Source organism: Streptomyces sp. NPDC048057 (assembly GCF_040653095.1).
In the GTDB taxonomy this organism is placed as follows: domain Bacteria; phylum Actinomycetota; class Actinomycetes; order Streptomycetales; family Streptomycetaceae; genus Streptomyces.
On sequence record NZ_JBEZNF010000044.1, the window covers coordinates 32,351 to 50,612 of the forward strand.

Genomic DNA, 18,262 nt, shown 5'->3' on the forward strand with positions numbered 1-18,262 from the left:
TTCAGTGGGTCGTCGGTGCGCCGCCGAAGTCGCCGGTGTCGGCGGCGTCGTCGTTCCCGACGAGCCAGGCGTCACCGGTGCGGGCGTCGCGCGGCTTGAGGGTGAAGGCGACACGATGGATGCGGGTGGTGCCGTGGGCGGTGTCCGCCCCCGCCTCGACGACCCAGGCCCGCACCCGCCCCGTGCCGGTGGTGTCCCGCCGCAGCTCGACGGTGAACTCCATCTCGATGTCCCCCGTCTCGAACTGCACGGCCTGCCCGCTGGCCCGCGTGGCGGCCTCGACGAGCTGCGCCCGGACGGCTTCGACGGCGTCGGCGAGGTCGATGCGGAGGTCTTCGGGGGCGGGGGTGGGTGGGTCGTTGCGGGGCAAGGGCGTCATCTTCCGTAGTGGGTGAGGTAGAGGCGGTCGGCGAGGGCTTCGCGGCCTGTGACGTGCAGTTCCGTTCCGGGCTCGGTGCAGATGGTGAGGTGGAGATCCGGGCGACGGTGGAAGGGCGTCAGGTCGATCTCGTACGACGGGACCTCCCCCACGTGCAGCGTCAGCTCGGTGAGCGCGGGGAGCGCCGTGGCGACGGCCGCGGTGTTCACCGGATCGGTGGTGGCGAGCAGGGTGAGCTCCGTGATCCCCGGGGCGCTTGCGGTCGTGTCGATCTCCACGGCCGGTGCCAGGGACAGCTCAGTGAGCGCAGGCATGTTCCTGGTGGCCTCGATGAGGGCGGACAAGTGCGCGCGGGCGAAGACGGTCAGGTTCTCCGGGGAGGTCCAGCGGGCCAGGGCCTCGTAGGGGACCTCGGACTCCCCGGCGATCCGTAGCTGGAGCGGCTGAGGGGGCTTGCCCGGGATGGACAGCATGGAGAGGTCCAGCGACAGCCAGTCCAGCGAGTGGTCCGCCAGTTCGTCCAGGCTTCGCAGCGAGGGGCAGTCGCTCAGGACGAGGTAGACCACGGAGGGACGCTCGGTTACGAAGCCCAGGTCCGTCAGGGACGGGTTGCTCGTGATCGAGAGGCTGCTGAGGCCCGACCGGGGAAGGGCGGCCGACAGGACGTCCGGCGGGTGGTTGCCCGTCAGCGCGACCCCTCGCAAGCGGCCCAGCCGGTGAAGCCGGCCAAGGTGCCAACGCGTGGGAGCGGGAACGGTGATCTTGTCCAGCGGGATCCGGGAGAGCACCTCTTCGATGTACGCCTCGGTGGGGAAGCTGCTCCAGGCGCGGGCCAGGGCATCCCGCACGATGATGTCGTCCGTCGCGGTGAACTCCCGAAGCCTGGGCACGGCCGCCTCGTCGCCGACCCGGGCGTGGACGCTGATGACGCGTACGTCGGGGCGTGCCTCGCCCGACGGCCCCGGTAGCAGGGGCAAGACCCACTCGCCCAGCTCCGCCAGCGCGTGGGACTCGCCGTCGTCGCGCGGTGGCATCACCCTGCGGACCGCGTCCTCCGCGCGGGCGCGGGTGTCCGGGGCCAGGAAGACCGCGTGGGACGCGCAGTGGCCCGCCAGGATGCGGAGGGGGCGGTTCTGGGGGTCCGGGAGGGCGTTGGCTCTTTCCACCAGGCCGTCGATCAGGCGGCTCACGCGGCGGTCGAGGTGGCCCACCGACAGCAGGATGACGTCGCGCCATTGTTCGTCCTCGGCGCGGTTGACCAGTTCGCCGATGCTGTCGTTCTCGGCGAGTTCCTTCGCGGCCAGGTAGTCCTGGAAGGTGCGGTGGATGAACTGGATGGTGTCGCCGGTGCGCTGCTGGAGCAGGCCGCTGCGGTTGACCAGGTGGGCGAGGATCTGGTGGGCGCTGCCCTGGGCCCGTACCTGGGGCATGTAGGCGATGGCGCGTTCGATCTGGCGTACGGCGTCGTCCGCGGTGAACTGGGTCTGGCCGCAGCGCACCAGCCAGACGGCGATGTGCTGGAGCAGCAGTTTGTGTTCCTCGACGCCGATGGTCAGGCCCTCGGGTGCGTCGATGCCGCGTTCGTGGTCGCGCTTGCCGAGGAGCATGTCCAGGGTGGCGCGGTACAGCTCCCAGCGGGTGTGCGGGAGTCGGCCGTGGCGTTTGCGGTGCAGGGCGCAGATGACCGCGCACAGCAGGGGCGTACGGGCCAGGTCGCGCAGGACGCGGTTGCCGTCGAACTCGCGGAGCAGGCGCTGCTCCAGCCCGTCCAGGCGTTCGCACTCGACGGTGGTGTGTCCCTTGCGGGCCGCCCGGTGCCAGGCGCCGACGAACACCGCGATGTCCGTGTCGCTCATCGGCAGGAGCAGCAGGTCGGTGAAGCCCTCGCCGGTGAGCCAGGCCGTTTCGACCGCGCCGGGGCGGACGGTGGCCAGGCAGTGGGTGCCGGGGAAGCGGGCCAGGAGGCCGGTGAGCCAGGAGCGGGCCCGGCTGCGTTCGGACTGCGGGAGTTCGTCGAGGCCGTCGACGAGGAGGAGGGCGCGGCCGGATCCCAGGACGCGTTCCGCCCAGCCGTCGGGGGCGGGGCCGACGGGGAGCCCGGCGGCGTGCGCGAGCCGGTCGGGGGTGGGGAAGCCCTGGCCGGCCGCCCGTACGCTGCGCAGCGGTACGACGAGCGGGACGAGGCCGCCGAGCCGGTCCAGCTCCGGCGGGAGGGTGTCGCAGGCGGCGTGTGCCGCGAGCCACCACACCAGGGTCGTCTTGCCCGCGCCGGCCTCGCCGCGCAGCAGGGTGCGCTCGCTGCGGCCGAGCAGCTCCTCCACGCGGCGCGGGTGCGGGTCGCGGGGCTGATACGGCTGGTACGGGGCGTCGCCCAGGGGCTGGTCCCGGCCGGCGTCGACGTCCCTGAGCGCGGTGGCCTCCAGGCTCAGATACGCGGTGTCCAGGTCCCAGCTCGACTCGCTGACGCCCAACTCGTCGATGCCGAAGATCTCCGTCTTGCCGTACTGGGCCTTGATCGCCTGCGCGTACCGCCCTTCGAAGACGGTGTCGGCGGGGTCGTACGCCGTCATCGGCTCCAGCTTCAGCCCGGGCAGGGCCGCGTACCCCAGCAGTGCTCGGAGTGCCACAGAAATGGGGGTCGCTTCCAACTGCTGCGCCTGCTCGCCGCGCACCCGGGACACGATGCCGAGCAGCACGGGGCCGGCGAAGACCGGGGCGCCGGAGAGGCCGGCGAGCGGGGAGGCGCCGCCGGGTCCCGGGCTGCCGGGGGAGTGGTCCAGCCAGAAGGTGAGGGCGCCGCGGACCCGGCCGGCGACCGGGAGGACCGTGCCCGGGTACTGGCCGAAGTCCAGCTTGTTGCCCCCGTACCTCTGGTGGCCGGGGAAGCCCAGCGTCTGGGCGCCCGGCAGTGGATCGTCCCCGGTCAGGGTGGCCGTACGGAGGCGGGGGAGGTGATCAGCGGGGAGGACGTCCTCCGTGGCGCGCAGCAGGGCGACGTCAAGGCCCTCGTCGCGGCCGTGCCACAGCACTTCGCAGCGGACGCGGTCGGCCCGGGCGGGGTGGGAGAGGGCCGGGCCGCGGTGCGGGTCTTCTTCGCTGTCCAGGTAGTCCCTGATGACGTGTGCGCAGGTCAGGACGTGTCTGGGGTCGAGCAGCACGCCGGTGCCCTGCTGGGCGCCGTGGATCGCGACCACCCGCAGGGACGGATTGCTGTGCACGGCGCCGGACGCACTGACGTACGTCATCGTCGACGTGCTGTGCACGGCCGCTGACAGATTGCTGTACGCATCTCCCTTTCCTGTGGCCCCCGACACGTTTTCCGCCCCCTCTTCCGCGCCCCCGACAACGCCCTTTGACGCCGAGGTTAGTGGCGCGGGCCACAAATCCATGGGCGAACCCGTGACAAGGCACACAGGCCCGATGGGCCCTACTAGCTGCTTTAGGAGGTTTTTATGGCGTTTCGCCCCATGAGGGGTGAAGATCGGCGCTGAGGTGGCGACCCCCAGGGGTGTCCGGTCGGGGCGGGCGGGGGTCGGCGGTGGATGGTCCGTCGCGGACCACCGCCCGTACGTGCGACGAAACCCCTTCTCCGGGTCGGAGAACGGGCCGCGGGAGTGCGGCCCGCTCGATGGTTCTCAAAAGGTGTCAAGGGGATGAATCACTCCCCGCTCGCTACGACGGAATGTCGTAGTTGGGGGGTTTGAGGTGAAGTGCCGGGGTCGGTTACCAAGGGATGGCACCAACCCGCCCGGCGCATTTCCCGCGTCGGGTCCCTTTCTGCCCGGAGGCATTCATCCCTATGACGCGCATCACTTCCCGTTTCCCCCGCCCGGCCGTTCTTCGTACCCGCGCCGGCATCCTCGCCGCAGGCTTCGGAGCGACCGCCGTGCTCGGAACGGGCGCTGCGTTCGCCGTAGAGGCCACCACCTCCACTCCGGCCCAGGCCGTAGAGGCCAAGGCGCCGGAGGCGAAGCCCGCCGCAGCGAAGCCCGAGGCGAAGGTCGAGACCAAGCCGGCCGCCGCCCCCGCCGCTCCCGCGGCCCCCGCCCCGAAGGCCGCTCCCAAGGCCGTCGCCGCGCCCTCCTGGGTGAAGCCGCTGGACTCCTACGTCCTGAGCGCCACCTACGGCAAGGCCGGTGGCATGTGGACGAGCAACCACTCCGGCCAGGACTTCGCCGTCCCGACCGGCACCTCCGTGAAGTCCATCGGCGCCGGCACGGTCGTCAAGGCCGGCGGCAACGGCGCCGGCGACGGTCCCGCGTACGGCAACGCCGTCGTGATCAAGCACAACAACGGCATGTACTCGCAGTACGCCCACCTGAACTCGGTCGGCGTGTCCGTCGGCCAGAGCGTCAAGGCGGGCCAGGAGATCGCCAAGTCCGGCAACACCGGCAACTCCAGCGGTCCCCACCTGCACATGGAGATCCGCAACACCGCCAACTACGGCAGCGCGGTCGACCCGGTCTCCTTCCTGCGCTCCGTCGGCGTCTCCATCTGACGCGACTGACGCACCACACCGGGGCACCACCCCGTTCCGCCGCGACCCCGAGGTCGGCCACGCGCCGCCTCGGGGTCGCGGCGTCCCCGCGTTCGGCAGCCCCCGCCACTGTCAGTGCCGGCTGTCACCATCGACGCATGACCCTTCCGCCCGCGCACCGGACCCCGGCGGCGGAGTCGGCCCACCTGGCCCGGCTGCGCCAGCTCCGGCGCGCCAAGGACGCCATGGACCGCGACTGGGCGAAGCCGCTGGCCCTGGACGCGGTGGCCGCCCGCGCCGGGTACTCCCGGTATCACTTCGTCCGCGCCTTCAAGGCGGAGTACGGCCTCACCCCCGGGCAGTACCTGTCGCGCCGCCGCATCGAGCGCGCCGCGGAGATGCTGCGCACGGCGGACCTGTCCGTCACCGAGATCTGCGTGCTGGTCGGCTTCAGCAGCCTCGGCACCTTCTCCGCCCGGTTCAAGGAGCAGACGGGCCTCACCCCCAGCGCGTACCGCGCGCGCCACGTCGAGCGCGGCAGCGCGCTGATACCGGGGTGTTACGCCCTGCTGTGGGCCGGCGGCTTCCCCGAGCGCACCCCGCCGCCCGGCCCCTCGTGACAGAGCGCAACTTTCGAGAAGCGGGCCGGAACGGGCAGTGCCTAGGTTGGCGGAACGAGAACATCCGCCACCGAAGGAGCAGCGATGATCAAGGGCCTGGGGATCTCCACCGTCTGGACGCTCGACCAGGAGCGCACCAAGGCGTTCTTCCGGGACAAGCTCGGCTTCGAGGTCCGCTCGGACCTCTCCATGGGCGACATGCAGTGGGTGACCGTCGGCGCGCCCGACCAGCCCGACGTCGAGCTGGCCCTGATGAACCCCGACCACCTGGACCCGGAGTCCGCGCAGGCGCTCAAGACCATGATCAGCAAGGGGGTGCTGGGCGCCGGCGCGTTCCGTACGGACGACTGCCGCGCGGACTACGAGACCTTCACGGCGCGCGGCGTCGAGTTCGTCCAGGAGCCGAAGGAGCGCCCGTACGGCATCGAAGCGATCTTCCGCGACGACAACGGCAACTGGTTCTCCCTGACGCAGCGCAGCGCTGAGCTGGACTTCTCCAAGGAATGGGGCTGAGCCCTTCCGAGCCCTGGGCCTCAAGGTCTCCGGCCCTCGGCCTTCGGACGCACGCTTCTAGCCCGTAGCCGCCCGCGGCTCCGCCGCGGTCCGCCTCAGCCCGCGTCCACGGGCAGCACCGGGAAGCTCCCGGTGTCCGTGGGCGCGTGCTCGGGCAGCCACAGCACGGCGACCGCCCCGCCGGACTCGCCCAGCGGCGCCGCCCCCTCCTCGCCGGCGTTGCGGAACGTCAGCCGGGCCCCCAGGACCCTGGCCTGACCGGCCGCGATCGTCAGACCCAGCCCGTGCCCCGTGCCCGCGCGGTCGCTCGCGCCCGTACGGAACCGGCTCGGGCCGTCCCGCAGCAGCGCCTCCGGGAAGCCGGGCCCGTGGTCGCGCACCCGCACGACCCGCCCCTCGACCGTGACCTCCACCGGCGCCGCGCCGTGCTTCGTCGCGTTCGCCAGCAGGTTCAGCAGGATCCGCTCCAGGCGCCGGGGGTCGGTCGCCACCCACGACTCGTGCACCACGTGCACCGTCGCGTCCGAGTTCAGCTGGGAGACCCGGCGCCGTACGAACTCCCCCAGGGCGATCTCCTGGAGCTCGGCCCGCTCCGACGCACCGTCGAGCCTGGCCACCTCCAGCACGTCCTCCACCAGCGTCCGCAGCGCCTGCGCCCGGTCCCGCACCAGCTCCGACGGGCGGCCCGGCGGCAGCAGCTCCGCCGCCGTCAGCAGCCCGGTGACCGGGGTGCGCAGCTCGTGCGCGATGTCCGCGGTGACCCGCCGCTCGGCCTGGATGCGCTCGTTCAGCGCGTCCGTGAGCGCGTCCACCGCGCGCGCCAGGTCGTCCGTCTCGTCCCGTACGACACCGCCGATGGCCTCCCGCACCCGTACGTCCGTCTTGCCCGCGGCCACGGTCGCGGCGGCAGCGGCGGCCTTGCGCAGCCGGCGGGAGATCTGTCCGCCGATCAGCACGCCCAGGGCGCAGCCGCCGAAGACCACCGTCACCGAGCCGATGGTCAGCGCCCGGTCGAGGTCGCCGAGGATGGTGGCGCTGCGCCCGGCGAACGTGGTGCGCAGCGAGAGCACGTTGCCGTCGGAGGTGGGGACCGCGGCCCAGATCTCCGGCGGGCCCTTCGGGGTGTCGCGGACGTACGTCCCGCGCCGGTTCTGCTTCACCAGGTCCTGGAGTTCGCGCGGCAGCGCGGGGTCGTTCAGCTTGGTGCTGAAGCGGGGGTCCTTGTTCTTCGACGTCTCGTACCACCGCTGGGCCATCGCCACCCGGTCCAGCTGCACGTCGCGGGCGTTGTCCAGCATGGAGACGCGCGCCGCGTTGTGGACCACCAGGCTCAGGGTCACGGCGATGAGCGCGCCGACGGCCGCGATCGCGATGCTGATCTTCCAGCGGATGCCGGTGCGGAACGCGAACCGCGTCAGGAAGCGCGACGCCAGCGCAGCGGCCGACCCACGCCGAGGCGCAGGCCCGGGCTCGGACCCAGCGCCAGCACCAGATACGGCGCCGGGCGCCCGTTGCCCGTTCCGCTCCTCGGCACGCCACCGGGCCGTCTGCCGCTCGACGCGCTCGGCGACCCGCCGCGCCGCCTGCCGCTCGGACCGCCGCCCGAACCACTGCCAGGCCCACGCGCCGGTCGCCCGTCCGCTGCCCTTCATGCCTTGAGCTTGTAGCCGAAGCCGCGGACCGTCTCGATCCGGTCCTGGCCGATCTTGCCGCGCAGCCGCTGCACGTGGACGTCGACGACCCGGGTGTCCCCGCCCCAGCCGTAGTCCCAGACCCGTTCCAACAGCCGGTCGCGGGAGAGCACCGTCCCCGGCGCCGTGGAGAACTCCAGCAGCAGCCGCATCTCCGTCGGCGTCAGCCCCACCGGCACGCCGCCCTTGCGGACCTCCATGCCCTCGGTGTCCACCACCAGGTCGCCGAAGGCCAACAGTGCGCCCTGCCCGCCCTGGCCCCCGCCCACGGCGGCGTCGCCCCCGCCCGCGTGCCCGAACCGGCGCAGCACGGCGCGGATCCGGGCCACCAGCACCGCACCGTCGAACGGCTTGGTGACGTAGTCGTCGGCGCCCGCCTCCAGGCCCAGGACGACGTCGATCGAGTCGGCGCGCGCCGACAGCATGATCACGGGCACGGTCGACTCGTCACGGATGCGCCGGCACAGGCTGACCCCGTCGAGCCCCGGCACCATCACGTCGAGCAGCGCGATGTCCGGACGGTCCGCCCGGAACGCCTCCAGCCCCTGGAGCCCGTCGGGCATCGCGGTCACCACGAATCCCTGCCGCTCCAGCGCGATCTGCGTCGCCTCCCGGATGACGTCGTCGTCCTCGACGAACAGGACATGGGTCTCGGCCATCGGGTCCCTCAGTTCTCGCTGGTCGGGGCCGGCGGTCCCGGCAGCGGTGCGACGACGCCGTTGCGGAGCAGCGCGGACGGCACGGGCACCGGCTCCGTCTGCGACTCCTTCAACCGTTCGGTGTCCGCGGGCGGCTCGTCGGGGAAGACCAACTCGCTCCCGTCGACGCCCCCGGGGTACTGGTTGCGCACCCAGTGCAGCTGGGTGAACCGGCCGCCCGACCAGTGGAACGTCGTCACTTCCTCCGCGGTCGGCTGCGCCGCGACCGGCGCCCCCTCCTCGTACACCTGCTTGGTGACCACCAGGTCGCCGCGGTCGATGGAGGAGACGACCGCCGGCTCCTCCGACGCGAAGACGTTCTCGTATCCGGTGGTGGTGGGGCGGAACACGTACGTGCCCACGTTCACGGCGTCACCGCAGGTCATGACGTTGATGACGACGTCGGGCGACGCAGCGCCGGTGAGATTGCCGAGGGCGGAGTCGACCGGGTACGAACGGGTCTCCTTGGTGCACGGCTTGAGGTCGGCCTTGATCCGCTTGTGGACCTTCGGGTCTTCCATGAGCAGCTTCACCGGGTCCGGGGCGCGGCCCTTCGGCACGGTCGGGCTGCCGGAGCCCACGGGGGAGGGCGTGGGTGCGCCCTTCGCCGAGTCCGGATACGCCGAGCCCTCGTCCTGCAACCCGGTGCCGCCGGCCGAGCAACCGGCCGCGAGCAGCCCGATGACGGCGAGCCCGGCCATCGCCGTTCTGCTCGCCGTCGTCCTTCCGGACCCCTCGCGTCCGCCTGTCAGGCCGCGCACCGCTCCTGCCCCCGTCCGTCCTGCTGCCCGTCGATGTGTCGCCCCCGTCGCCCCCTCCGGTCCCGGATCCCCAGGTCCGCGCACTCCTCGGCCCGGCTCTCCAACTCCTGGCGGAGTCGTGCCAGCGCCCGGTGCAGGGTGCTCTTCACCGTACCGGTCGACATCCCCAGGGCGGCAGCCGTCTCCTCGGTGCTCATCTGCTCCCAGTGCCGCAGCACGACGACGCTGCGCTGCTTGGGGGCCAGCACCTTGAGGACGTCCATCAGCAGGGCGCGGTCCGCGCGCTGGTCGGAGCCGTCCTCCACGGCGGCGTCCGGCAGCTGCTCGGTGGGGACCTCGTCGAGCTTGCGGGCGCGCCACCACTCCGTCCGCGTATTGATCATCACGCGGCGCAGGTACGCGTCGGCGAGCGACTTGTCCGCGATGCCGTCCCAGCGGCCGTAGGTGCGCACCAGGGCGGTCTGGAGCAGGTCCTGGGCGTCGACCGGATCGGGCACCAGCCGGCGGGCGCTGCGGAGCAGCGCATCCTGCCGACTGCGCACGTAGTCCTCGAACGCGAGCACCTCGCCCTGCGCCATGCCAACCGCCTCCGCCCCGTGTCACGCTCGCCCGCTGGCGCGCCGGATGGGTGTCCCGGCGCGCTTCGCGTCGTCAGCTGCTGCTTCCGTCCTTGCGCCACAGAAATTACGGAGCAGTTGTCACGGGGCTGTGCTGCGCAGCCGTCGGCGGACGCACGGCCACCCATCGGTTGTGTAACAGCCGATGTTTCAGGGTGGAGGCAGTGGGGAAAAGCGGGACGGATCGTGCCGGGGCCCCACGGGGCGGGGCCGTTCCGGATCGTCCGGGCAGGGTCGTCGGAGCTTTCGGGAACGGCCCCGGTTCACCCGGGGAGGCGGTACGACCCGTCGTGCAGCGGCTCGACGAGCCCGTCCGCGACCAGCCCGTCGAGCGCCCGGGCCCGCTGGACCGGCTCGTGCCAGACCGCGTCCAGGGCCGCCTGCGACACCGGCAGCTCGGAGGCCCGCAGCACCGCCAGCAGCTTGCCGCGCACCTGACGGTCCGTCCCGGCGTACGTCTGGCCGCGGCGGGCCGCGCCCTGGTGCGCCGGCTTCCCGGCCAGCCGCCAGGTGCACTGGGCGGCGATCGGGCAGCGCCCGCACTCCTCGTTGCGCGCGGTGCACACCAGCGCGCCCAGCTCCATCGAGGCGGCGGCCCACCTGGCCGCGGTCTCGTCGTCGTCCGGGAGCAGGGAACGGGCCAGCTTCCGCTCGGCGGCGGTGGTCGCCGTCGGCGGGTACTGGATCCCGGTCGAGGCGCGCGCGAAGACCCGGCGCACGTTGGTGTCGAGGACCGCGTGGCGCTGTCCGTACGCGAAGGAGGCCACGGCAGCCGCGGTGTACTCGCCGATGCCGGGCAGCGCGAGCAGCTGCGCGTGGTCCTTCGGCACGTCGCCGCCGTGCCGCTCCGTTATCGCCTGGGCGGCCCCGTGCAGCCGCAGGGCACGGCGCGGGTAGCCGAGCCGGCCCCAGGCGCGCACGGCCTCGCCGGCGGGCTCGGCCGCCAGGTCGGCGGGCCTGGGCCAGCGCTTGAGCCACTGCTCGTACACCGGGAGCACGCGGTTGACGGGGGTCTGTTGCAGCATGAACTCGCTGACCATCACGCCCCACGCGCCGGCCTCGGGGCGGCGCCACGGCAGGTCGCGGGCGTGCTCGTCGAACCAGGCGATCACGGGGCTGTGGAGGGACGCGGCGTCGGATGAGGAGAGGTCACCGGCGCGGTCGGGGCGGCCGGCGGGGGCGGGGGCAGTCGTGGTGTCAGTCATGGCCCTTCGATCCTGGCACGCCGGCGGGGGCCGCTGCCGCAGCCGCCCCGGCTCGTGGGCTAAGCGGCGCAGAGCGTTCCGGCCGTGTGGCGCAGCGCCTACGACCAAGTGGGCCGCGACCGGTTGGCGCACGGCGGGCGGCGGGCGGGGCGGCCCCGGGGGCGACGTGCGTACGGGCTCCGGGGCGCCCGCCGACCGGGCACCGCAGGGGTGTTGACCAGGGACCGACCGGGGGTGACCGGTCCGCTCGTCAGACGCCGGACGCCGGGCGGGCATCGCCCTGACGGGGCGGGGACGTCCTCGGGCGTACGGGTGTTCCGCGCCCGCTCACCGGTCACGCGTCGGCGTGGTGCGGGCGTGGCGGCCGGGCCCGCCGGTGCCGTCGTGGCTGCCGTAGCCGCTGTGGCCGCCGTGTCCGCTGTGAGCGGGCCCCGGGCCGGCGAACCACACCACCACCCCCGTACGGCTCGACCGCATCGACGTCAGCAGCGCCGTCGCCGGTCGCGTCAGGACCACGACGAAGGCGACCGCGGCCACCGAGCCCAGCACCAGCCCCACCATCACATCGTGCGGGTAGTGCACCCCCACGAAGACCCGGGAGAACGCCATCAGCAGCGCCATCGGCACGGTGAGCAGCCAGATCCGCCGCCAGGCCAGCACCAGCGCGATCGCCGCGGCACCCGCGATCGAGGCGTGGTTGCTGGGGAAGGACCAGTCGCCGGTCGGCGGGCACTCCACCAGGGACTGCGCCGCCTCCGTGACCGTGCGACAGGGCCGTTCCTCGTCGAACACGGACTTCAGGGACTCGCTCACGACGTATCCGAACGCCGTCGCGAGCGGCGCCAGGACGGCGACCGCCAGGGCGCGGGCGTCGGCTACGCGCGCCCGCCACCAGGCGACGAGGAAGAGCACGCCGAACAGCAACAGCCCCGCCTCGGTCCACAGCTCGGCGAGGTGCTGCACCCAGGAGGGGGTGTCGTGGGCGAAGTCGGTGATGTCGCGGTAGAGGCCGCGGGTCAGGGAACTGTCCATGTTCGAGAACGTACCGGGGGTGCCTTCCGCGCCACTCGGGGCCATCGGCAGCAACCGCCCCCGACGAAAGTAGGGGGCCGGCCCCTTCTCCCGTACGACCGCGGACCGACCTCAGGCCCCCTCAGCGGCACCCGCGGGCCGCCGAACCGGGATGATGATCCGGAGAACTTCGGACGAGTGCGGCGGGTGGGACGGGAGTTGGGCGTGTCCTCTCGTAGAGTTTGATCCGTGGGAACTATGCGCAATCCGATCGGGCCGCTCCCCTCCTCCATCTATTGGCGTCGGAGGGCTGTCGCGCTGTCACTGGTGGCCGTCCTCGTCGTGCTGGTCGTCTGGGCGATCAGTTCGGGCGGGGGCGACGGGGACAAGAGCGACAGCGCCAACGGAAGTTCCTCGCCAGCGCCGTCCATCACCCCCGGCCCCGGCCAGTCGGGCCCGGCGATCAGCCAGCAGCCCGGCGGGCGCGACGAGCCCGGCCGGACGGGCGGCGGCGGCAGCCCGGGCGGCGACGGCGGCACCGGTACGGACACGGGCGGTACGGGCACCGGCGGCGCCGGCTCCGACGGCAGCAGCAGCGGCACGGGCGGCGGCGGTGCGGGCGGCGGCGTGGCGGCCGAGCGCCTGCCCGTGGGCTCCGTGCTGCCCAACTGCCCCTCGGGTTCGGTCCAGTTGGGCCTCGCCACCTCCGTGGACTCCTACGCCCCCGGGCAGCGGCCGGTGTTCCGACTGGCCGTCACCAACTCCTCCGCCACCACCTGCAAGGTGGACCTCGGCGGTGCGTCCGCGGTGCTCAAGGTCACCGACGCGGAGAACGACGAGGTGTGGTCGTCGAAGGACTGCCCGCGCGACGGCGCCACCGCCTGGGTGAAGGTCCCGGCGCACTCGACGGTCAACCACTCCGTCACCTGGGAGCGCAAGCGCAGCGCGCCGCAGTGCGCGACGCCGCCGGCGGCGCCGGTCACCGCGGGTACGTACCTCGTCGAGGCGCAGTACCCCGGCGAGACGGTCCGCCCGGCGTCCTTCGTCCTCGCGAAGGACTAGGGGGTGTCTTACGGATCAGGCTGGATGAGTGTGGGGGTCCCGTGGGGCCCCTAGCGTCACCCCTTTTCGCTGCCCCCGTCATCCGCCTGCGGGCTGGGGCAGAGGTGTTCAGGGGCGCGGGGAACCGCGCGAACAACCCACCACCGGTCCGCAGACGCCGCAACACAGCCCGCCGTACGGCGCCACCGCGCCTGCCGGGGGCCGGCGCAGCTCAGACGTAGCGTTCCAGGATGGACGACTCCGCCAGGCGGGACAGGCCCTCCCGCACGCTGCGGGCCCGTGCCTCGCCGACGCCGTCCACGGCCTGGAGGTCGTCGACGCTGGCCGCCAGCAGCTTCTGCAAGCCGCCGAAGTGCTCCACCAGGCGCTCGATGATCGCGCCCGGCAGCCGCGGCACCTTCGCCAGCAGCCGATAACCGCGCGGCGACACCGCGGAGTCGAGCGTCTCGGGCGAGCCGCTGTACCCCAAGGCGCGGGCAACGGTGGACAGTTCCAGCAGCTCCGAGTGGGTGAGGGCGTCCAGCTCCGACAGCGCGTCGTCGACCGTGCGCGAGCGCTGGGCGCCCTTGCCGGGCGCCACCCTCGCGGACGTCGGCTCCGGCACGTAGTCCTGGGCGACCAGCTCGCGCTCGGGCTCGACGCCCGCGATCAGCTCGTCCAACTGGAGGGAGAGCAGCCGCCCGTCGGTGCCCAGCTCGACCACGTACTCCGCGATCTCCGTGGCGATGCGGCGCACCATCTCCAGGCGCTGCGCGACCGCCGTGACGTCCCGGACCGTGACCAGGTCCTCGATCTCCAGCGCGGAGAGGGTGCCGGCGACCTCGTCGAGACGGAGCTTGTACCGCTCCAGGGTGGCGAGCGCCTGGTTCGCCCGGGACAGGATCGCGGCGGACTCCTCCAGGACGCGGCGTTCCCCGTCCACGTACAGCGCGATCAGCCGCATCGACTGCGACACCGAGACGACCGGGAAGCCGCACTGCTTGGAGACGCGGTCGGCGGTGCGGTGCCGGGTGCCGGTCTCCTCCGTCGGGATGGAGGCGTCCGGGACGAGCTGCACGCCCGCCCGCAGGATCTTGGTGATGTCCTTGTCGAGGATCAGCGCGCCGTCCAGCTTGCACAGCTCGCGCAGGCGGGTGGCGGTGAACTCGACGTCCAGCACGAAGCCGCCGGTGCACATCGAGTCGACCGCCTTGTCCATGCCGAGGACGATCAGGCCGCCGGTGTTGCCGCGGAGGATGCGCTCCAGGCCGTCGCGGAGCGCGGTGCCGGGCGCGACCGCGCTCAAGGCGGTGCGGATCCGTCCTTCGGTGCCGGAGCCCGCGCCGGACTTTCCGGGTGCTGGTGCCCGGTCGTTGGCTGCCACTGCACTCCTCCGGCTCGTACGGATGGGCGAGACCGGGGCAAAGTCTACCGGCGCGGCTCCGCGGCCCGCGGGCCGTCCTCGCCCTCTGTGCGCCGGGCGCGGTCGGACGCGCCCTCGCGGGCGCTCCACGGCGCCGTCTCCGGGCCCCCGCCGGGCGCCGCCGGCGCGCTGCGCCGCCGCCCCCGCGGCAGCACCCGCAAGGCGTCCCCCATGTTGGCGACCTCGATCACCTTCATGCCGGGAGGGACCTTGCCGGGGTCGCCCGGCACCAGGGCGTGGGTGAAGCCCAGGCGGTGGGCCTCGGCGAGTCGCCGCTGGACGCCGGTGACGCGGCGCACCTCGCCGGCGAGGCCGACCTCGCCGATCGCGACCAGGTTCTTCGGCAGCGGGGTGTCGCTGGCGGCCGAGGCCAGGGCCAGCGCGATCGCCAGGTCGGCGGCCGGCTCGGACAGCCGCACGCCGCCCACCGTGGCGCTGTAGATGTCCCGCTTGCCGAGCGCGCTGATCCGCCCGCGCTGCTCCAGCACCGCGAGCATCATGGACACCCGCGAGGTCTCCAGGCCGGAGGTGGTGCGCCGGGGGGAGGGGATCTGGGTGTCGACGGTGAGCGCCTGCACCTCGGCCACCAGCGGGCGGCGGCCCTCCAGAGTGACCGTCAGACAGGTGCCGGGCACCGGCTCGTCACGCCGGGTCAGGAAGAGGCCGGAGGGGTCGGCGAGACCGGTGATGCCTTCGTCGTGCAGTTCGAAGCAGCCGACCTCGTCCGTCGCCCCGTAACGGTTCTTGATGCCGCGGACCAGGCGCAGCCGGGCGTGCCGGTCGCCCTCGAAGTGCAACACCACGTCCACCAGGTGCTCCAGCAGGCGAGGGCCGGCGATCGCGCCGTCCTTGGTGACGTGCCCGACGAGCAGGGTGGACATCCCGCGCTCCTTGGAGGCCCGGATCAGGGCGCCCGCGACCTCCCGCACCTGGGCCATGCCGCCGGGCGCGCCGTCGATCTCGGGCGAGGCGACCGTCTGCACCGAGTCCATGATCAGCAGGGACGGCTTGACCGCGTCCAGATGGCCGAGGACCGCGGACAGATCGGTCTCGGCGGCCAGGTACAGATGGTCGTGGACCGCGCCGATGCGGTCGGCCCGCAGCCGCACCTGGCTCGCGGACTCCTCGCCCGTGACGTACAGCGTGCGGTGCGCGTCGCTGGCGGCCTTCGCGGCGACGTCCAGCAGGAGCGTGGACTTGCCGACGCCGGGCTCGCCGGCGAGCAGCACCACCGCGCCCGGCACCAGCCCGCCGCCCAGCACCCGGTCCAGCTCGTCGACGCCGGTGGACCGGGCGGTCGCCTGCCGGCCGTCGACCTGGCCGATGGGGAGCGCGGGGGAGGACACCCGGCCCGCGGCGGTGGTCCGCACGGCGGGCGCGCCGTACTCCTCGACCGTGCCCCACGCCTGGCACTCGGGGCAGCGGCCGAGCCACTTCACCGTCGTCCAGCCGCATTCGGTGCAGCGGTAGGAGGGCCGGTCCTTCGCGGATTTGGTACGGGCAGCCATGAGGGAAACCGTAGCCGTCGGCACTGACAACCGGGCCGCCTTACCCGTCTGCGGCCGTCTGTTGGTGTTTGTGTTCAGCTGTGCGGGCCTGTGGGCTTCTGGGGCCACTTACGGGTGGCCGGGACGCGGCGAAATGGACGATCGCTGTCCCCCTTTGAGCGAACTGTTCACCCGTAAGGATTAAAAGAGGGCAAGCGGTGAGAACAGGGTCAGGAGCGGAGCCTACGGTCACCGCGTGACGAGCAGCAGGCCGAACCAGACGACCCGTACGCCCCACGGAACCGGCGCGCACCGCCCGCACCACCGAAGCGCCCCGCGCGCGACCGCGCCGGCCCAGCCGACCGCACCGGGGCAGCAGCAGCCGCCCCGACGCGCGGCGCGGACCGAAGGCGCGGCGCGCACCGAGCGCGCCGAACGCAGCGCGCGGTTCGAGCGGTACGAGGCACAGCTCGACGGCCTGTTCACGTACTGCCTTTCCGTCCTGTGCGACCACGACGCCGCCACCGCCGCGCTCGCCGACGCCCTCGCGCTCGCCGACCGCCATCACGGTCGTGCGCCGGAGCACGCCTCCCGTAGGACTGCCTGGCTGTACGCCCTCGCCCGCTGGACCTGCCTGCGCCGGCTGGCCGAAGGCCGTGGCACGCGACAGGGCGCACAGCCCGGCCGGCACACCGGCCGCCACTCGGGCCGACCGGCCGCCCGTCACACGGCCGCCAAGCCCGCTCCCGCAGCGCCTTCCGCCCCGTCCGCCGCCTCTCCCGCCCCGTCCGCCGTCGACGAAGGCACCGCCGCCCACCGCCGCGCCCAGCTCGCGCTCCTCGCCTGGCCCGAAGCCGCCGGCACCACCCCCGAGCAGCGCGAAGCGCTGGAACTCGCCGTACGCCACGGGCTCGCCCCGCGCGAAGTCGCCGCCGTCCTCGGCCTGCCGGACGTCGCCGCCCGCGACCTCCTCGCCACCGCCGCCTGCGAGGTCGAACGCACCCGTGCGGCCCTCGCCGTCGTCGAGGCCGGCGCCTGCCCCTCCGTCGCCCACCTCACCGGCGACCACGGCGTCCTGCTCTCCGCCGCGCTCCGCACCGAACTGGTCCGCCACGTCGACGACTGCCCCCGCTGCCGTCGCGCCGCCGAACGCGCCGGCGCCCGCGGCCCCTGGCCCGGCGCCACCCCCACGCCCGCCACCCTGCCCCTGGTCCCGGCCCCGCGCGCCGCCCTGCGCCTGGTCGCCGCGCACGCCCCGCGCCCCCGCGCAGCCGCGCCCCGCTTCGGTCCCACCGGCTTCCCGCTCGACCCCAAGGATCAGGCCGCCCGCCGCGACCGACTGCGCGCCCGCGCCGTGACCACCACCGTCGTCGCGGCCGTCGTCGCCGCGCCCGTGCTCGCGCTCTGGGCCGCGTACCGCGGCGCGCCGCTCACCGGCGAGTCCCGCCAGGCCGGCCCCTCCGTCACCGCCACCGACGAAGGCACCGGCACCGGCGGCAACACCGACGCCGGACCTGCCGACCGCTTCGAGAACGCGGGCAACGCCGACACCGCCGACGGCCACGGCTCCAGCGACGGCACCCTCGCCCCCGGCGTCTCCGTGGAAGTCCTCAGCCCCGGCGCACCGTCCTCGGGCCCCGGCACCACCACCGGCCCCGGGCGCCTCACCCTCACCGCCGAGCCCCACCAGGGCGCCACCCGCATCACCCTCACCGCGTCCGGCGGCGCCCCCGTCACCTGGTCCGTACGGACCGACGCCGACTGGCTCCGCCCCAGCCGCACCTCGGGCGTGCTGCACCCCGGTGAGACCACCGCCGTGTACGTCACCGTCGACCCCGACCGCGAGCCAGCCGGCGCCTGGAGCGCCCGGGTGTCCGTGGCGCCCTCCGGGGCGGTCGTCCGCATCGACGGCCGGGGCGCGCCGACGCCACCGACGCAGCGGCCCACCAGGCCGCCGACGCCGCGGCCGTCGACGACGCCCCCGACCACACCGCCCACGACGCCGCCGAACTCACCGTCCCCGACGCCATCGCCGACGGCCCCGCAGCCGACGCCGTCCCCGACCGAGGGCTCCCCGTCCCCTTCGGAGCCGCCGTCCGAGGCGCCTTAGGCCCTGCTCTGAGAGCCTGTCCGCCGTGCGTCCGGACGGAGCCGCCGTGCCTCTGCGGGTGCGGTCTAGGGCCTGTCTTACGGATCGGGCTGGATCAGGGTGGGGGTGCCCCTCCGGGCGTAGGGGGAGGGGTTTGGTGCCGTGGATCGCAAGGCGGAGGATGGGGGTACTCCCCCACGGCTACGCGTGGGGGCGCCCCCACCCGGGCCGCTAGGCCCAGGGGGAGAGC

15 protein-coding genes are annotated in these 18,262 nt (G+C 73.7%); 5 read left to right on the forward strand and 10 right to left on the reverse strand.

What is annotated here, in order from left to right:
• Position 1 precedes the first annotated feature (1 nt).
• Together AB0E05_RS33850 and AB0E05_RS33855 are read right to left on the reverse strand one after the other, a co-directional pair.
• The gene (locus AB0E05_RS33850) at positions 2-379 is read right to left on the reverse strand and encodes a trypco2 family protein (RefSeq protein ID WP_361970943.1); all 378 of its coding nucleotides are present in this window, start codon (positions 377-379) and stop codon (positions 2-4) included.
• Positions 376-3,624 carry an NACHT domain-containing protein gene (locus AB0E05_RS33855; RefSeq protein ID WP_361970945.1) on the reverse strand — a complete coding sequence of 1,083 codons (3,249 nt, stop codon included), beginning with the start codon at positions 3,622-3,624 and terminating at the stop codon, positions 376-378. The genes AB0E05_RS33850 and AB0E05_RS33855 overlap by 4 nt, the downstream gene beginning before the upstream one ends.
• Positions 3,625-4,178: 554 nt before the next feature.
• On the opposite strand from AB0E05_RS33855, the gene AB0E05_RS33860 reads away from it, so the two are divergent.
• The 3 genes from AB0E05_RS33860 to AB0E05_RS33870 all read left to right on the forward strand — a co-directional run bounded on the left by AB0E05_RS33860 (position 4,179) and on the right by AB0E05_RS33870 (position 5,989).
• Positions 4,179-4,877 carry a M23 family metallopeptidase gene (locus tag AB0E05_RS33860; protein WP_361970947.1) on the forward strand — a complete coding sequence of 233 codons (699 nt, stop codon included), beginning with the start codon at positions 4,179-4,181 and terminating at the stop codon, positions 4,875-4,877.
• A gap of 137 nt (positions 4,878-5,014) precedes the next feature.
• Complete coding sequence (locus AB0E05_RS33865; protein WP_361970950.1) at positions 5,015-5,476, forward strand: helix-turn-helix transcriptional regulator; 462 nt, start codon at positions 5,015-5,017, stop codon at positions 5,474-5,476.
• Between the two features lie 84 nt (positions 5,477-5,560).
• Positions 5,561-5,989, forward strand: coding sequence for a VOC family protein (locus AB0E05_RS33870; RefSeq protein WP_361970952.1), 429 nt, complete (start codon positions 5,561-5,563; stop codon positions 5,987-5,989).
• A 95-nt stretch (positions 5,990-6,084) separates the two neighbouring features.
• Here the strand turns inward: AB0E05_RS33870 and cseC are convergent, their stop codons facing one another.
• From cseC to AB0E05_RS33900, 6 genes are all read right to left on the reverse strand, one after another.
• Positions 6,085-7,407 carry a two-component system sensor histidine kinase CseC gene (gene cseC, locus AB0E05_RS33875; RefSeq protein ID WP_361970972.1) on the reverse strand — a complete coding sequence of 441 codons (1,323 nt, stop codon included), beginning with the start codon at positions 7,405-7,407 and terminating at the stop codon, positions 6,085-6,087.
• Between the two features lie 230 nt (positions 7,408-7,637).
• Positions 7,638-8,339 carry a two-component system response regulator CseB gene (cseB, locus tag AB0E05_RS33880; protein WP_361970954.1) on the reverse strand — a complete coding sequence of 234 codons (702 nt, stop codon included), beginning with the start codon at positions 8,337-8,339 and terminating at the stop codon, positions 7,638-7,640.
• An 8-nt stretch (positions 8,340-8,347) separates the two neighbouring features.
• Positions 8,348-9,079, reverse strand: a complete 732-nt coding sequence (locus tag AB0E05_RS33885; RefSeq protein ID WP_361970956.1) for a hypothetical protein — start codon at positions 9,077-9,079, stop codon at positions 8,348-8,350.
• Between the two features lie 47 nt (positions 9,080-9,126).
• Entirely contained in the window at positions 9,127-9,717 is a 591-nt protein-coding gene (locus AB0E05_RS33890) for a SigE family RNA polymerase sigma factor (protein ID WP_361970958.1), read from the reverse strand.
• Positions 9,718-10,019: 302 nt separating this feature from the next.
• Positions 10,020-10,961: an A/G-specific adenine glycosylase gene (locus tag AB0E05_RS33895; protein ID WP_361970960.1), complete on the reverse strand. Its 942-nt coding sequence runs from the start codon at positions 10,959-10,961 to the stop codon at positions 10,020-10,022.
• A gap of 327 nt (positions 10,962-11,288) precedes the next feature.
• Complete coding sequence (locus AB0E05_RS33900) at positions 11,289-11,993, reverse strand: phosphatase PAP2 family protein (protein ID WP_361970962.1); 705 nt, start codon at positions 11,991-11,993, stop codon at positions 11,289-11,291.
• 237 nt (positions 11,994-12,230) lie between these two features.
• Between AB0E05_RS33900 and AB0E05_RS33905 the strand changes: the two genes are divergently transcribed.
• Complete coding sequence (locus AB0E05_RS33905) at positions 12,231-13,034, forward strand: hypothetical protein (RefSeq protein ID WP_361970974.1); 804 nt, start codon at positions 12,231-12,233, stop codon at positions 13,032-13,034.
• A gap of 211 nt (positions 13,035-13,245) precedes the next feature.
• Here AB0E05_RS33905 and disA read toward each other — a convergent pair whose 3' ends face one another.
• Both disA and radA read right to left on the reverse strand, forming a co-directional pair.
• The gene (disA, locus tag AB0E05_RS33910; RefSeq protein WP_361970963.1) at positions 13,246-14,397 is read right to left on the reverse strand and encodes a DNA integrity scanning diadenylate cyclase DisA; all 1,152 of its coding nucleotides are present in this window, start codon (positions 14,395-14,397) and stop codon (positions 13,246-13,248) included.
• A gap of 44 nt (positions 14,398-14,441) precedes the next feature.
• Positions 14,442-15,944: a DNA repair protein RadA gene (radA, locus tag AB0E05_RS33915; protein ID WP_361970965.1), complete on the reverse strand. Its 1,503-nt coding sequence runs from the start codon at positions 15,942-15,944 to the stop codon at positions 14,442-14,444.
• Between the two features lie 235 nt (positions 15,945-16,179).
• Here radA and AB0E05_RS33920 point away from each other — a divergent pair, with 235 nt between their 5' ends.
• A complete protein-coding gene (locus AB0E05_RS33920) occupies positions 16,180-18,033 on the forward strand; it encodes a hypothetical protein (protein ID WP_361970966.1) in 1,854 nt (617 codons plus the stop codon).
• Positions 18,034-18,262 lie beyond the last annotated feature (229 nt).